Origin of the sequence: Promicromonospora sp. NFX87 (genome assembly GCF_048564965.1) — a bacterium.
GTDB lineage: Bacteria > Actinomycetota > Actinomycetes > Actinomycetales > Cellulomonadaceae > Promicromonospora.
Window position 1 is genome coordinate 5,679,004 of the sequence record NZ_CP183413.1, and the last position, 16,212, is coordinate 5,695,215.

General features: G+C 71.3%; 11 protein-coding genes. 6 read left to right on the forward strand and 5 right to left on the reverse strand.

Annotated elements, in window-relative coordinates:
• The first annotated feature begins 18 nt into the window (after window positions 1-18).
• Genes ACNYC2_RS25480 through ACNYC2_RS25490 form a run of 3 tightly spaced genes read left to right on the forward strand, consistent with a single transcriptional unit; the run spans window position 19 to window position 5,955 of the window.
• Window positions 19-2,262 (forward strand): discoidin domain-containing protein, encoded by a 2,244-nt coding sequence (locus tag ACNYC2_RS25480; protein ID WP_419704426.1) that lies wholly within the window; start codon window positions 19-21, stop codon window positions 2,260-2,262.
• A gap of 46 nt (window positions 2,263-2,308) precedes the next feature.
• The gene (locus ACNYC2_RS25485; RefSeq protein WP_419704427.1) at window positions 2,309-3,730 is read left to right on the forward strand and encodes a DUF1996 domain-containing protein; all 1,422 of its coding nucleotides are present in this window, start codon (window positions 2,309-2,311) and stop codon (window positions 3,728-3,730) included.
• Window positions 3,727-5,955 (forward strand): discoidin domain-containing protein, encoded by a 2,229-nt coding sequence (locus ACNYC2_RS25490; RefSeq protein ID WP_419704428.1) that lies wholly within the window; start codon window positions 3,727-3,729, stop codon window positions 5,953-5,955. The genes ACNYC2_RS25485 and ACNYC2_RS25490 overlap by 4 nt, the downstream gene beginning before the upstream one ends.
• A 110-nt stretch (window positions 5,956-6,065) precedes the next feature.
• Here the strand turns inward: ACNYC2_RS25490 and ACNYC2_RS25495 are convergent, their stop codons facing one another.
• The 5 genes from ACNYC2_RS25495 to ACNYC2_RS25515 all read right to left on the reverse strand — a co-directional run bounded on the left by ACNYC2_RS25495 (window position 6,066) and on the right by ACNYC2_RS25515 (window position 11,420).
• On the reverse strand, window positions 6,066-6,356 hold the full coding sequence (locus tag ACNYC2_RS25495; protein ID WP_419704429.1) for a hypothetical protein: 291 nt from the start codon (window positions 6,354-6,356) through the stop codon (window positions 6,066-6,068).
• Between the two features lie 61 nt (window positions 6,357-6,417).
• Entirely contained in the window at window positions 6,418-8,016 is a 1,599-nt protein-coding gene (locus tag ACNYC2_RS25500) for a UxaA family hydrolase (protein WP_419704430.1), read from the reverse strand.
• 165 nt (window positions 8,017-8,181) lie between these two features.
• Entirely contained in the window at window positions 8,182-9,534 is a 1,353-nt protein-coding gene (locus tag ACNYC2_RS25505) for an ABC transporter substrate-binding protein (protein ID WP_419704431.1), read from the reverse strand.
• 49 nt (window positions 9,535-9,583) lie between these two features.
• Window positions 9,584-10,543 carry a carbohydrate ABC transporter permease gene (locus ACNYC2_RS25510; RefSeq protein WP_419704432.1) on the reverse strand — a complete coding sequence of 320 codons (960 nt, stop codon included), beginning with the start codon at window positions 10,541-10,543 and terminating at the stop codon, window positions 9,584-9,586.
• Window positions 10,536-11,420, reverse strand: a complete 885-nt coding sequence (locus ACNYC2_RS25515; RefSeq protein ID WP_419707904.1) for a carbohydrate ABC transporter permease — start codon at window positions 11,418-11,420, stop codon at window positions 10,536-10,538. Before ACNYC2_RS25515 ends, ACNYC2_RS25510 begins: the two co-directional genes overlap by 8 nt.
• A 328-nt stretch (window positions 11,421-11,748) precedes the next feature.
• Between ACNYC2_RS25515 and ACNYC2_RS25520 the strand changes: the two genes are divergently transcribed.
• Genes ACNYC2_RS25520 through ACNYC2_RS25530 form a run of 3 tightly spaced genes read left to right on the forward strand, consistent with a single transcriptional unit; the run spans window position 11,749 to window position 16,175 of the window.
• Entirely contained in the window at window positions 11,749-13,809 is a 2,061-nt protein-coding gene (locus ACNYC2_RS25520; protein WP_419704433.1) for a DUF6807 family protein, read from the forward strand.
• On the forward strand, window positions 13,806-14,972 hold the full coding sequence (locus ACNYC2_RS25525; protein WP_419704434.1) for a Gfo/Idh/MocA family protein: 1,167 nt from the start codon (window positions 13,806-13,808) through the stop codon (window positions 14,970-14,972). Before ACNYC2_RS25520 ends, ACNYC2_RS25525 begins: the two co-directional genes overlap by 4 nt.
• Before the next feature lie 57 nt (window positions 14,973-15,029).
• Window positions 15,030-16,175 (forward strand): AEC family transporter, encoded by a 1,146-nt coding sequence (locus ACNYC2_RS25530; protein ID WP_419704435.1) that lies wholly within the window; start codon window positions 15,030-15,032, stop codon window positions 16,173-16,175.
• Window positions 16,176-16,212 lie beyond the last annotated feature (37 nt).

Below are 16,212 nucleotides of genomic sequence, written 5' to 3' on the forward strand. Positions count from 1 at the left end.
GGACGGAGAGGAAGACCCATGATCACCACCGGATCACCCGGCGCGCAGGCGGCCCTGCTCGGGCGCGGCCTACGCGCCGGAGCCGCCGCCCTCGCGACCGGCCTGCTGGCGGCGACGGCGCTGGTCGCGCCCGCGACGTCGGCCCAGGCCGCACCGGTCCTGCTGTCGCAGGGCCGGCCGGCCACCGCGTCCTCCGTCGAGAACGCGGACTACACGCCCGCGAGCGCCGCCGTCGACGGCGACCTCGGCACCCGCTGGGCGAGCGAGTTCAGCGACCCGCAGTGGATCCGGGTCGACCTGGGCCGTTCCGCCGACCTCGACCGCGTGGAGCTGGTCTGGGAGTCGGCGTACTCGACCAGCTACCAGTTCCAGGTGTCCGCGGACGGCAGCTCGTGGTCCACCGTGTACTCGACCAGCTCGGGCGACGGCGGTACCGACACGTTCGCCGTCGACGGGACGGCCCGCCACGTGCGGCTGCTGTCCACGGCCCGGTCGGGCGGTTACGGCAACTCGCTGTGGGAGCTGCGCGTTTTCGGCGAGGGCGGCGGGACGGACCCGGGCGACCCCGGTGACCCGACCTACGTGGACCCGGGCCATCCGAACGTGCCCGTGCGCGACTCCGGGCCGAGCAAGGTCGAGGTGGTGGGCGGCAACGGCGCCTGGGACCTCCAGGTCGACGGCCGGCCCTACACCGTGCGCGGCTTCACCTGGGGCCCGTCGTTCAGTGCGGCCGACCACTACATGCCGCCGCTCGTGGAGATGGGCGCCAACACGGTCCGCACCTGGGGCACCGGGGCGGACACGCGCCAGCTGCTCGACTCCGCCGCCGCGCACGACGTGCGCGTGGTGATGGGGTTCTGGCTGCTGCCCGGTGGCGGCCCCGGCTCCGGTGGCTGCATCGACTACCGCAGCGACACCGCGTACAAGTCCGAGACCAAGGCCGACATCCTGCGCTGGGTCGAGACGTACAAGAACCACCCCGGTGTGCTCATGTGGAACATCGGCAACGAGGCGATCCTGGGCCTGCAGAACTGCTACTCGGGCACGGAGCTGGAGCAGATCCGCAACGCCTACGCGGCCTTCGTCAACGAGGTGAGCGTCGCCGTGCACCAGGCGGACCCGAACCACCCGACCACGAACACCGACGCGTGGGCGGGCGCCTGGCCGTACATCGAGCGCAACGCCCCGGACCTCGACCTGCTGTCGATCAACGCCTACGGCGACGTGTGCAACATCCGCGAGGCGTGGGAGACGGGCGGCTACGACCGCCCCTACCTGCTGACCGAGGGCGGTGCGGCCGGCGAGTGGGAGGTGCCGGACGACGCCAACGGCGTCCCGGAGGAGCCGACCGACCTCGAGAAGGGCGCGGCGTACGTGGACTCGTGGCGGTGCCTGCGGGAGCACGAGGGCGTCTCGCTGGGCGCGACGTTCTTCCACTACGGCATCGAGGGCGACTTCGGCGGCGTGTGGTTCAACATCCTGCCCGGCGACAACAAGCGCCTCGGCTACTACTCGATCGCGCGGGCCTGGGGTGTCGACACGTCCGCGATGAACACGCCGCCCCGCATCTCCGGCATGAGCGTCCCCGGCTCGACCGCGGTGGAGGCCGGCGAGCAGTTCACGGTCTCCGTGGACGTGACGGACCCCGACGGGGACCCGATCACGTCGAACGTGATGCTGAACAGCAAGTACATCAACAACGCGGGCGGCATCGCGCAGGCGCAGTTCACGCAGACCGCACCCGGCACGTTCCGGGTCACGGCGCCGGAGATGCTCGGCGTCTGGAAGGTCTACGTTTTCGCCGAGGACGGCGAGGGCAACGTGGGAGTGGAGACCAGGTCGTTCCGCGTCATCGCACCGCAGGTCGACGGGACGAACATCGCCCGGGGCAAGACGGCGACGGCGTCGAGCTTCGACCCGTGGAACGGCGACTGGACCCCCGGCCGCGCCGTCGACGGGGACCCGGCGACGCGCTGGGCCAGCGAGTGGGGCCCGTCCGCCTGGTACCGGGTGGACCTGGGGTCGGTGCAGTCGTTCGACCATCTGCAGCTCGTCTGGGAGACGGCCTACGGCAAGTCCTACGAGATCCAGACCTCGAACGACGGGAGCACCTGGAACACCGTCCGGACGGTCACGGGCGGCAACGGCGGCGTCGACAGCGTCGACGTCTCGGGGTCCGGCCGGTACGTGCGTCTGAACCTCACCGAGCGCGGCACCGAATGGGGCTACTCCCTGTACGAGGTCGGCATCTACCAGCGGTGACACAGCGATGACATCAGCAGCCAGAACCAGCAGTGAAGGAGGAACCATGCGCACAGCACTCCGCACGCCCGCCGACCTCAGACCTCGCGTCCTGGCCGGCGCTCTCGCCACGGTACTGCTCGCCTCGACCCTGAGCGCGGCCGGGACCGTCGGCGCCGTCACCGCCGTCGCCGAGCCGAACACGCTCCTCTCGCAGGGCGCGCTCACGGCGGCCTCGAGCTCGGAGTCCGGGGGCCTCGGCCCGCGGTTCGCGGTCGACGGCGACCGCGGCACCCGCTGGGCCAGCGCCCAGACGGACGACGAGTGGATCCGGATCGACCTGGGACGGTCCTACGACCTCGACCACGTCGCCCTGGAGTGGGAGGCCGCGTACGGCGCGGCGTTCCGGCTCCAGGTCTCCGCCGACGGCAACGCGTGGAACACCGTCGTGACCGAGTCCTCCGGGACGGGCGGCACCGAGGTGTACGCCGTCGCGGCCACGGGTCGCTACGTCCAGCTCGTCGGTACCGCCCGCGGCACCGGGTACGGCTACTCCCTGATCGAGTTCCAGGTGTTCGGCGACGGCGAGGCGGGCGGCCCCGAGGACCCGCCGCCCTTCCCGGGCGACGAGGTGACGCACCACGAGTTCCAGGCGAACTGCACGTTCTCGCACTTCCGGCCGGACGACTCGATCGTGTACCCCAACCAGCCGGGCCGGTCGCACCTGCACACGTTCATCGGCAACCGGTCGACGGACGCCTTCACCACGCCGACGAGCCTGCACGCGATGCCGGAGAGCACCTGCACGGTGCCGCAGGACCACTCGGCCTACTGGTTCCCCGCCCTGACGAAGGGCGGCGTCCCGGTCGAGCCGAACATCCCCATGACCGTCTACTACAAGTCGGGTATCGACGACTACACCGACGTCGTGCCGTTCCCGGAGGGCCTCCAGTTCGTGACGGGCGACATGATGGCGACGGTCGACGAGTTCCGGACCGCGCCGGGCGCCGTCGAGGGCTGGGAGTGCGGCGACATCTCCAAGAGCTGGGAGATCCCGGCGAACTGCCCCGCGGGCACCCAGCTGAACATCCGGTACCAGGCCCCGAGCTGCTGGGACGGCATGCACCTGACCCCGGAGGAGTCCGCCCACATGGGCCACGGCACGCACATGGCGTACCCGGTCTCCGGCCAGTGCCCGCTCAGCCACCCCGTGGCCGTGCCGATGCTCGAGTTCAAGATCGCCTGGCCGGTCAGCGGTGACATGTCCGACGTCGCGCTGGTGAGCGGGTCCGACCAGTCCTGGCACTACGACTTCGTCAACGCCTGGGACCCCGAGGTGCTCCGCCGCCTCGTGGAGCAGTGCATCAACGGTGGTCTCCAGTGCAACCCGCGCGGCTACGACCTGTACAAGCCGCACCGCGGCACCGTGCTCGACGAGAACTACCAGCTCGTGCCCGAGCCCGCCGCACGCGAGGAGGTGCGCTCATGACCCGGGCACAGCAGCGCGGACGGCGGGCCTGGCTCGCCGTCGCGGTCGCGGCGGCCTGCGTCGCGACGCCGCTGACGGCGGTCGCCGCACCGGCGTCGGCACCGGTCCCGGCTCCCGCTCCCGTGCGGGCGGACCTGGCGCGGGCCGACGCCGCGGCGGCGTGCACCACGAACGCCGCGCTCGGGCGGCCGGCCACGGCGTCGTCCACCGAGGGTCCCTTCGGCCCGGCCATGGCCGTCGACGGCGACCCCGGCACCCGGTGGAGCAGCGCGGCCGCCGACCCGCAGTGGATCAGGGTCGACCTCGGCTCGGTCCAGGACCTGTGCCGTGTCGAGCTCTCCTGGGAGACGGCGTACGGCAGGGACTTCCGGATCGAGGCCTCCGACGACGGCTCCACGTGGCGGACCCTCCGGACCGTCACCGACGGGACCGGCGGCTCGCAGGGCTTCGACGTCGCGGGGGCCGGCCGGTACGTGCGGATCACCGGCACGGAGCGGGGCACCGGTTACGGCTACTCCCTGTGGGAGCTCAAGGTGCTCACGGACGACGGCGGCAGCACACCCGGCGACCCGATCCCCGGCGGCGGTGACCTCGGGCCGAACGTGCACGTCTTCGACCCGGACACGCCGACGAGCCAGGTCCAGGCCGCGGTGGACGCGGTGTACGACCAGCAGGAGTCCGACCAGTTCGGCGACGGGCGGCACCAGTTCCTGTTCGAGGCCGGCACGTACCCGGTGCACGTCAACGCCGGGTTCCACACCTCGATCGCGGGGCTGGGCGCTCGCCCGGACGACGTGAACATCACGGGCGGCGTCTGGGCGGACGCCGAGTGGTTCGAGGGCAACGCCACGCAGAACTTCTGGCGTTCCGTCGAGAACCTCGCCGTCACCCCGACCGGCGGCGACATGCGCTGGGCGGTCTCCCAGGCGGCGCCGATGCGCCGTGTGCACGTCAAGGGCAACCTGATACTGCACTCGTCCCGGTACGGGTGGGCGTCGGGCGGCTACATCGCCGACTCCGTGGTGGACGGCCAGGTCCGCGCCTGGACCCAGCAGCAGTGGTACACCCGCGACTCGACCCTCACGGGCGGCTGGGCGGGGACGCTGTGGAACATGGTGTTCTCCGGCGTGGAGAACGCACCACCGACGTCGTTCCCCGAACCCGCCGTGACCACCCTGGACACCACGGGCATCATCCGCGAGAAGCCGTACCTGTACCTCGACGGCGAGGACTACGAGGTGTTCGTCCCGTCGGCCCGCTCCGGGAGCCGGGGCGCGACCTGGCGGTCCGGCTCGACGGCGGGCGCCTCGGTGCCGCTCGACGAGTTCTACGTGGCCCGTCCGGGCGACTCCGCCGCGCGGATCAACCAGGCGCTCGACCAGGGCCTGCACCTCTTGCTCACGCCGGGCGTCTACGAGCTGGACCAGACGATCGAGGTGGACCGTGCGGACACCGTGGTGCTCGGCCTGGGGTACGCGACCATCGTGCCCACCGCCGGGCAGACGGCGATGCGGGTGGCCGACGTGGACGGCGTCCGCATCGCGGGGGTCCTCTTCGACGCCGGCGCCACCGAGTCGCCGTCGATGCTCACGGTCGGCACGGAGGGGTCGACGGCGGACCACGCGGACGACCCGATCTCGCTGCACGACGTGTTCGTCCGCGTCGGCGGGGCGCACGTCGGGCGGGTGGACCAGGCGATCGTCGTGAACGCGGACGACACGATCATCGACCACATCTGGTCCTGGCGCGGCGACCACGGCGAGGGCATCGGCTGGAACGTCAACACGGCCGACAACGGGCTCGTGGTCAACGGCGACGACGTGGACGGGTACGGCCTCTTCGTCGAGCACTTCCAGGAGTACAACACCCTGTGGAACGGGGAGCGCGGCCGCACGATCTTCTACCAGAACGAGCTGCCGTACGACCCGCCGAACCAGGCGGCCTGGAACCACGACGGCATCAGGGGCTGGGCGGCGTACAAGGTCGCCGACCACGTGACGCAGCACGAGGCCTGGGGTCTGGGCTCCTACTGCGTGTTCACGTCGGACGCCTCCATCACCTCGGACAACGGCTTCGAGGTGCCGCGGACGCCGGGGGTGCGGATGCACTCGCTGCTCACCGTGTCGCTCGGCGGGGTGGGGACGTACGAGCACGTCATCAACGGCGTCGGCCCGCGCGCCGCGGGGACGGAGACGGTCCCGGCCAAGGTGGTGAGCTACCCGTAACACCCTCGCTGGTCGCCCATCGCTGGTCGAGCTAGCCCCTCGTTGGTCGAGCTTGTCGAGACCCAGGTCTCGACAAGCTCGACCAACGGCGGGGCCTTACCGCCGGTGCGTCAGGAGAGCGTCTCGGCGCGGCGGTCCACCGCGGTCTTGGCCTCGAGCAGGTCGTCGCCCGTGAGCTCGCGGTAGCGCTTGACCGCCTCGATCTTGCGGTCGGCGCGGATCAGCGCGTCGACGTCGGCGATCCCGTCGGGCTCCGGCACGACAACGCCGAGCTGGTCCATGACCAGGTCGAGCTTGGTCTGGAGCTTGTCCAGCGCGCGCTGCTGCGTCCTCCGGTGCCCGCTCGCCGAGATCCAGTTCAGGACCAGCAGCACGATCACGGACATCACCAATATCTCCATGACCAGGAGGGTAACCGCGCACCCCCGGGTACCGGCCACCAAAGTCGGCGCGGTCAGCCGCTCAGGTTACGGCGCCCATGTGCCACGGGATGAACTCCTCGGCGCCGATCTCCAGCTCCTCGCTGACGGTCTGCTCCCCCGACGCCACGGCCAGGATCCGGTCGAAGATCTGCCGGCCCACCTCGGCGACGGTCGCGGTGCCGTCCACGACCACTCCCGCGTTGATGTCCATGTCCTCGGACATCACGGAGTACATGGGGGTGTTGGTCGCCACCTTGATGGACGGCGTAGGGCGGCACCCGAAGACCGAACCCCGGCCGGTGGTGAAGACGACGACGTTGGCCCCGCCCGCCACCAGGCCCGTGACCGACACGGGGTCGTAGCCGGGGGTGTCCATGAAGCCGAACCCGCGCTCCGTGATGGGCTCGGCGTACTCGTAGACGGCGCCGAGGTCGGCCTGGCCGCCCTTGGCGACCGCGCCGAGCGACTTCTCCAGGATCGTCGTGAGCCCGCCGGCCTTGTTGCCCGGCGACGGGTTGTTGTCCAGCGTGCCGCCGCCCGCCGCGACGTAGCCCCGCCACCAGTCGATGCGGTCCAGCAGGCGCTGCGCCACCTCGGGCTTCACCGCCCGGGCGGTCAGCAGGTGCTCGGCGCCGTACACCTCGGGGGTCTCCGCGAGGACCGACGTCGCCCCGTAGGCGACCAGCCGGTCCGAGGCCCAGCCCAGCGCCGGGTTGGCAGTGATCCCGGAGTAGCCGTCGGACCCGCCGCAGTTGAGGGCGAGCACCAGCTCGGAGACGTCGCACTCGACCCGCTCGCGCGCGTTGACCAGCGGCAGCATCTCGCGGACGGCGGCGACGCCCGCGCGGACCGAGGCCCGCACGCCACCGGCCTCCTGGATGGTCAGCGAACGCACGACGGTGTCATCGGGGATGGCGGCCAGCAGCCCCCGCTTCGCGTCGTCGGGCGGACCGACGGTGGGCATCCCCAGGTCGGCGACCTGCCCCGACCTGGCCGACAGCGCGGCGCCCGGCACCATCTCGCAGCCCAGGCCCAGCACCAGCAGGCCGGCGACGTTCGGGTGGGCGGCGTACCCGCGCAGGGTGCGCAGCAGGATCTGGCCGCCCTCGGAGTCCGGCACCAGGCCGCAGCCCGAGGTATGGGTGAGCGCGATGACGCCGTCGACGTTCTCGAACTCGTCGAGTGCCGCGCCGCTGAACTGGTCGGCGATCATCTTCGCCGTCGAGGCGGAGCAGTTCACGCTGGTCAGGATCGCGACGAAGTTGCGCGTGCCGACCCGCCCGTTGGCCCGCCGGAAACCGCGGAAGGTGGGACGGGCGCCGTCGGGCACCGGGAGGTCGGTGTGGGTGCCGCCCAGCGGCGCCTCGCGCGTGCCCTCCTCGAAGCCGAGGTTGTGCGAGTGCACGTGGTCGCCCGGGGCGATGTCGGCGGTCGCAACCCCGATGACCTGCCCGTACTTGTGCAGCTCGCCACCGGCGGGCACGCTGCGCAGCGCGATCTTGTGCCCCCGCGGCACCGGCTGCCCGACGGCGACCGTGCCCGCCCCGGGGGCGGACACCCGGTCGCCCGGGCTCAGGTCACGCGTCGCGACGGCGACGTCGTCACCCTCGCGCAGAACGAGCAGATCGACCTCTGACACCTGTGACACCTCTCGACTCTGAACCGTTTCATCGTACCGGGACCACCCCACGCCACCGCGAGGTAGAGCGGGTGTCCGGACACCCGCTCTACCTCGCCGACCACCGATCCGCGAAGTAGAGCGGGTGTCGGGGACACACGCTCTACTTCGCGGAACGGGGGGTGGTCAGTCGGCTATGGCCGCGTTGACCTCTTCGATGAACTGCGTGGCAGCCTCTTCCGGGGTGATGCGCTCGAAGAGCACCTCGGTGTTGACCCGCTCCATGATGTCCGCGAGGTCCGCGGAACCGTGCGGCGGCACCGGCGGGGTGTCGACGATCTCGTCCTCGATGTCCGCCATGAAGTCGGCCATCTTCTGGTCGGTCGGCGACAGGTCACCGAGGATCGACTCGCGCACGTCGGTGTTCGCCGGCAGACCGCGGTCGGTCAGCATGATCTTCGCGGCCTCCTCGGAGTTCAGGAGGAAGTCGACGAACTTGGCCGAGGACTCCGGGTACTCGGTGTCGGCGGAGATCGAGTAGAACATCGCCGGCTTGTAGTACATGCCGGTGCGCTCGCCCTCGGACTCGCCCGGCAGCCGCAGCAGCTCGAGCTCGTGACCGGACGAGTCGGACAGCGCGCCCAGCTGGTTGGTCCACCAGACACCCATGGCGCCCTGGTTGGTGCCGAGCAGACCGCCCTCGGGGCCGGCCGCCTGGTACTCGACGGTGCGGGCGGCGTCGGGCTGGCCGCCACCCTTCATCAGGTCGAGCGAGACCTGGAAGAAGTCCGCGATGGTCTGCTCCGAGACGCCGAGCTCACCGTCCGGGGTGAACAGCGTCTCGCCGCGCTGGCGCGCCATCACGTTGAGGCCGGCCTCGTTGAAGCCGTAGTCCTGCGTGCCCCAGACGCCGTCGCCCGCGCCCTCGGAGATCGCGTTCGCCGTGGTGACGTAGTCCTCCCAGGTCCAGGTGGCGTCGTCCGGGAGCTCCACGCCGGCGTCGGCGAAGATCTCCGGGTCGGCGACGAGCGCGTACGCGTTGATGCCGGTCGGGATGCCGTACTGCGTGCCCTCGATCTGACCGCCGGCCAGGACACCGTCGTCCACCTTCGACGTGTCGATCTCGAGCGTGCCCAGGTCGGCGAGCACGTTCTTGGTCGAGTAGTCGGAGATGTAGCGCTCCTCCTGGGTGATGACGTCCGGGGTGTCGCCGGCGGCCACCGAGGTGGCGAGCTTGTCCCAGTAGCCGTCCCAGTCGGTGAAGTCCGGCACCACGGTGATGTCCGGGTTCTCCGCCTCGAAGGCGTCGATGATCTGCTGCGTGGACTCGTGGCGGGTGTCGGAACCCCACCACGAGAACCGGATCTCGCAGGGGCACTCCTCGGCGGCGGCCGGCGGGTCGTCGTTGCCTCCCCCGCCGATGCCCGAGTCGCCGCCCCCGCACGCCGCGAGGGTCAGCGCCACGGCCGCGATACCCGCGGCCGAGCCTGCGAGACGCTTGCCGCGCCTCGTTCGTAGTCCGTTGCCGGTGGTGCTCATGAATTTCTCCTTCGGTGACGTTGACGTCGTTGTCGGATCGCGGGCGGAGCTATTTGATGCCGGTGGTCGCTATGCCCTTGACCAGGTATTTCTGTCCGAAAAGGAAGGCGATGAAGACGGGGATGAGCGACACGATCGACATCGCGAAGAGCGATCCCCACGAGCTGTTGCCCGTGGAGTCGACGAACGTGCGCAGGGCGATCGGCACCGTGTACATCTCGGGCCGGGTCAGGAAGATCAGCTGGCTGAAGAAGTCGTTCCAGGTCCAGATGAACGTGAAGATGGCGGTGGTGGCGAGGGCCGGCATCGACAGCGGCAGCATGAGCTGCAGGTAGATGCGCAGGTGGTTGGCGCCGTCGAGCGTCGCCGCCTCGTCCAGCTCGCGCGGGATCCCGCGGAAGAACTGCACCATCAGGAAGATGAAGAACGCGTCGGTGGCCAGCAGCTTCGGCACGATCAGCGGCAGGAACGTGTTGATCCATTCCAGCTGGGAGAACAGCACGTACTGCGGCACGATCACCACGTGGATCGGCAGCATGATCGACATGAGCATGACCGCGAACCACAGCCGCTTGCCCTTGAACTCGAGCCGCGCGAACGCGTAGGCCGCGAGGGAGCAGGAGAGCAGGTTGCCGAGCACCGACCCGAGCACGACGATCGCCGAGTTGATGAGGTAGTGGCTGAACGGGTGCAGCAGCGCGTTCCACCCGTCCGTGTAGTTGGACAGGTCGATGTCGGTGGGGATGAGCCCCGGCTCGCGGAAGATCAGCGCGTTCGGCTTGAACGAGCTGGCCACCATCCAGAGCAGCGGGTACAGCATCACGAACCCGAAGGCGATCAGGCCCGCGTGCTTCAGCACGCTGCCCACCTTGGCTCGCACCTGGCGGCCGCGAGGGCGGACGGTCGGACGGCGGTCCTCGGTACCGGGAGGCACGTCGCTGTCGGACGGCGGCAGCGCTGCCGTCGGCGCGGTCTTTATGGACGTCGTGGACGTCGAGGCGTCAGTCATCGTAGAAGACCCAGTACTTGGAGGCGAGGAAGTTGACTACCGTCATGCCGCCGATGATCAGCAGCAGGAACCAGGCCATCGCTGACGCGTAGCCCATGTCGAGCGACCCGAACCCCTTGAGGTAGAGGTACAGCGTGTAGAGCAGCGTCGAGTCGGACGGGCCGCCGTTGCCGCCGCTCACCACGAACGCCCTGGTGAAGGACTGGAACGCCTCGATGAGCTGCAGCACGAGGTTGAAGAAGATGATCGGCGTCAGCAGCGGGAGCGTGACCGACCGGAACTGCCTCCACTTCGAGGCGCCGTCGATCGAGGCCGCCTCGTAGTACATCTGCGGGATCTGCCGCAGGCCCGCCAGGAAGATCACCATGGGAGCGCCGAACGTCCAGACGTTGAGCGCCATGAGGGTGCCGAGCGCGTAGTCTGGGTGCGAGACCCAGCCCTGGCCCTGCACGCCGAACAGCGCCAGCACCTGGTTGACCAGGCCGTCCGCGCCGAAGATCTGGCGCCACAGGATGGCGATGGCCACCGAGCCGCCGAGCAGGGAGGGCAGGTAGTAGACGGAGCGGTAGATGGCGAGGCCGCGCATGCCCTTGTCGAGCAGCAGCGCCAGGCCCAGGGCCGCGGCGAGCTGCAGCGGCACCGAGACGAAGACGTACGTGAACGTCACGCCGAGGGAGTTGACGAAGCGCGGGTCCTCGAACATCCGGGTGTAGTTCTCGAAGCCCACCCACTCGGGTGCCGAGAGCAGGTCGTAGTCCGTGAAGGACAGGTACAGGGACGCGCCCATGGGTCCGGCCGTGATGAGCGCGAGCCCCACGAACCAGGGCGCCAGGAAGAACAGCGCCCAGCGGCCGTCGCCCTTCCTGCGGGGGCTCACGGTCTTCTTGCTCTGCGAGAGCTCCTGGATCACTGACACGTGCTCACCCCCGCGCAGCTGGACGGGGGCTCGGACCACCAGGGTCCGGGCTCGCGGTTCGGGTGGTGCATCGGATTGTCCTCCCGGATCATCGTTGATTCCCGGTCTCGTCGTCGATCCCCGGCCTCCACAGTGAGAAACCGGTCTCTGGTGGAGGAACGTACCACACGAGGAACCGGTTTCCCATGGTGTACCGTCACATCGGGAAACCGGTAGCAGAGGCGCCGAGCCAAAGAAGGCTCAGGACGCACCGCGCACCGGTCGGACGAAGGTTACGGACGGAGAGCAGATGGTCAGCGGCAGCGCACGGGGCGCCGGTCAGCGCACAGGTCAGCGCCGTGTCACGGCCACGATCGGGGATGTCGCGACGGCGGCCGGCGTGTCACGGGCAACCGTCTCGCGCGTGATGAACGGGCGGAGCACCGTCGACGCGACCATCGCGGAACGCGTGCGGGTGGCAGCGGCGGGGCTGAGCTACCGGCCCAGCAACGCAGCGCGAAGCCTTGCGCTCGGCCGCACCCAGACCGTGGCCCTCGTGGTGCCCGACCTCGGCAACCCGGTGTTCCAGCAGATCCTGCGCGGGGTCATGGACGGCGCGGCCGAGGACGGCTACCGCGTGCTCGTCGCGGACACGGTCGAGGACGACCAGCAGGAAGGCGCCATCGCGCTCGAGGCCCGCATGCGCTGCGACGCCCTGGTGCTCGTGTCGCCGCGCATCGGCGACGCCGAGCTGAGCGCGCTGATCGCCGACGTCGAACCGGTTGTCCTGGTCAACCGGGAGACCGGTGGAGCGGCGCCCAGCCTGGTCGTGGACTACGAGGACGCCGCTCTCCAGGTGGTCGAGCACCTGGTGGCGCTCGGCCACCGCCGCATCGTCTACCTCGGCGGCCCGGTGCGCAGCGCCTCCGACGAGCTGCGCCGCGCCGGCCTCGCCCGCGCGCGGAAGCAGCACGCGGACCTCGAGATCCTCGACCTGCCCGCCGGACCGGACATCCAGGCGGGCCATGCCGCGGCTCCCGCCGTCCTCGCCACCCGAGCCACCGCAGCGGTGGCCTTCAACGACCTCGTCGCGTTCGGCCTGCTCGCGGGCCTGAACGAGGCAGGAGTGGCCGTGCCAGCCGATATCTCGGTGGCCGGCTTCGACGACATCGAACTGTCCCGCTACGCCACACCCGCGCTGACGACGGTCGCGGTGCCGCAGGCCGAGCTCGGCCGACACGCCTGGAGGGAGCTGCACGCCGTGATCGACGACGACGCCCACCCCGCAAGCTCTGCCCGATTCACGCCCAGCCTGGAGGTGCGCGGAAGTACCGGGCCCGTCCCGCAGGGCCCGGAACGCGTGCACATCACGGACGACGACGTCGCCCGCGCACAGCGGGAGGAGATCCCCACCGTGCCACCCACGGCTGCCCCGACCTGGTCCGTACCCGCCGATCCTGAGGCCGAGACGGTCACGCTCACCTGCGGTGACGGGTTGGAGCTGGTCCGGCGCGACGCGGGCGACCGGATGCCGAAGGTGCACGCCCGGCGCCCCTACCTGCACCCGGTGCACACCCTGGCGGGCATACCGCTCACCGAGGTGAGCCCGGTCGACCACCGGCACCACTACGGCGTCGGCATCGCCGTGCCCGACGTGAACGGGACCAGCCACTGGGGCGGCCGCACCTTCATCGAGGACGTCGGCCCGACGCTGCTCAAGAACCACGGCAGCCAGACCTCGGCGGGCATCCGCGTCGAGGCCTCGCCCACCGCCCGCCCGCCCGGTACGGGCGCCGAGGCCGGCGAGGTCCTGGTCGAGGACGTGCTGTGGTCCGACGAGCACGGCGAACCGCAGCTTCGCGAGGAGCGCCGTATCACCGCGCGCCTGCTCCCCCAGATCCCCGGGTCCCCCGCCGCCCCCGGCTGGGTGCTCGACTGGCGCTCCACGCTGCATGCCGACCACGGCCCCCTGGAGATCCGCTCTCCCGCCACCAACGGCAGGCCCGGTGCGGGCTACGGCGGCCTGTTCTGGCGCCTGCCCATCGCCGAGAGCACGTCCGTCATGTCGGCGGGCGGCGCCGGTGAGAACCGCGCGCACGGCAGCTCGTCCCCGTGGGTGGCGTTCGTGCAGCGGCACGGCGGCCGGTCCACGACGCTCCTGCTGGTGCAGCCGGGCCAGGTCCGGCCGTGGTTCCTGCGCAGTGCCGAGTACCCCGGCGCCTGCCCGGCGCTCGCCTGGGACTCGCCGCTGCTCGTCCCCGCGGGCGGCTCCCTGCAGCTCGACCTGGTCGCCGTCCTGCTCGACACGGAGCTCACGAGCTCGGCAGCCGCCGCGCTCGCGGCCCACCTGACCGACGGAGGCGAACGGTGAGCCTGCCCAAGATCGCGGTCGTCGGCATCCACGGCCACGGCAGCTCGCACCTCCGGAAGGTCGCGGACCTGGAGAACCGGGGGCTGGCGCGGCTGAGCGCCGTCGTCGACCCGCGGGAGCCCGACGACGCCCCGGCGTCGTGGTTCGCGAACCTGGGTGACCTGCTGTCGGCGGGAGCCGACGCGCTGCCCGACATAGTGGTGCTCTCCACGCCCATCCACACGCACCTCCCGCTCGCGCGGGCGGCGATGGAGGCGGGCATCGACGTCCTGCTCGAGAAGCCGACCACCGCCTCGCTCGCCGAGCACGCCGAGCTCGTGGCCGTCGCGGAGCGGACCGGACGGCTCTGCCAGGTCGGGTTCCAGACCTTCGGGTCGCACGCGCTGCCCGCCGTCGTCGACATGATCGCGCACGGCGAGGTGGGGCAGGTGACCGGGATCGGCGCGATCGGGACGTGGGTCCGGACCGCCGCGTACTGGGCTCGGTCGCCCTGGGCCGGGCGGCGGCGCATGGGTGACCGCGCGGTGGTCGACGGCGTGGTGACCAACCCGCTCGCGCACGCGGTCGCGACCGCCCTCTGGGTCGGCGGCGCCCGGGCCAGCACCGACATCGCCTACGTGAACACCGACCTCTGGCGGGCCAACCTGATCGAGGCGGACGACACGTCGTCCCTGCGGGCCGTCGGCACGGACGGGACGCGGTACGGGTTCGGCCTCACGCTCTGCGCGGCGGAGCGCACCCCGGCCCGCGTCCTGGTGCTGGGCACCGAGGGCGAGATCGAGCTCGAGTACGAGCACGACGTGGTGCGGCTGCGCACCGGACGCGTCGTCGCGGAGAAGCAGTACGGCCGGACGGACCTGCTGGAGAACCTCCTCCTGGCCCGCACCGGGGAACGGCTCCTGTGCGACGTGCGGGACACCGGCGCCTTCATGCAGGTGCTGGAGGCAGTGCGGACCGCTCCCGACCCCGCGCCCATCGGCGACGCGTACGTGGACTGGGCGGACGGGCTCGCCGCGGCTTCCGGCATCAGCGGCACGCAGGGCAACCCGGAGGGCGACTCCCGCCATCCGGTGGTGCACGACGTCGCCGAGTGGTGCGAGCGGGCCGCACGCGAGCAGCGCACGTTCACGGAGCTCGGCGCCCCCTGGACAGTCGGGAGCTGATTCACCCGCCCGTGGGAGGGTGCTCGTGTGTTGTCCGTACTGACTGCCATCGTTTCCATGGGTTGCATCGTCGCGCTGGGCTGGGTGATCCAGCGGCGGGGCCTGCTCGCCGGCCACCGGATCTCCCGCGGCACCAGCCAGGACGCTCCGGGCGACGGGGCGGCGGACAGCGCAGGAGCGCGCGCGATCCTGGCGACGCTGTCGTTCACGATCTGCGCGCCGGCGCTGATGTTCAGCACGCTCGCCGGAACGGACCTCGCGCACGTCGTCTCGCGCGGGGCCGCGGTCACCTGGGCCACCACCGCAGCGCTCGCCCTGTTCACCGCCGCGGTGGCCCGGTGGGTGCTGCGGCTCCCGGCAGGCCCGACCGCCGTGACGACGCTCGCCGCCGTCTACGTCAACGGCGGCAACATCGGCATCCCGCTCGCGGTCTACCTGTTCGACGACGCGCTCGCCGTGGTGCCCACCCTGCTCTTCCAGCTGCTCGTGCTGGCGCCGCTGACACTCGCGGTGCTCGACCGGTCGGGTGCCGCCCCTGGAGGCGGGCCTGTGAGCGCATCGGCGGGCGTGCGCCGGACCAGCGCGCGGTCCGGCTGGACGTCGGTGGTCCGCGTGCTGCTCGCGGCCGTCCGGAACCCGATCACGGTCGGCACGCTCGCCGGGCTGCTGGTCGCGGTGGTGAGCGAGCTGACCGGGGCACGGCTGCCCGAGGTCGCCCTGATCCCCTTCGACCTGATCGGCGCGGCCGCCCCGCCCCTCGGCCTGCTGACGTTCGGCATGACGCTCGCCGTGCCGATGCCGGCGCTCACGCCGCCGGGGTCGGGCAGCGGATCGCAGCACGGCTCCGACGGCGAGCCTACGGCAGACCCGGACGCGGTGCCGACGGCTCCGGCGTCGACCCCGGCGTCGACCCCCTGGTGGACGGGCCGCGACCGGTTGCTCGTGCGGGCCGTGGTCGCCCTCGCCGTCCTGGTCCGCAACGTCCTGCACCCGCTCGCGGCGTGGGTCGTCGGCAACGCCGTAGGGCTCGACCCGGCGGCCCTTGCCCTCGTCGTCACCATGGCCGCGCTACCCACCGCGGTGAACGTCACGACGTACGCCACCCGGTACGGGGTGTTCGACGGCGTCGCGGCGCGCGCGACGGTCTGGACGACGGCGCTGTGCGTGCCCGTCCTGGTCGCCGTCGGCGCGCTCACCGCGTGACCGCGGCCGCCGCGGGAGCCACGCTCCCGGGTGAATC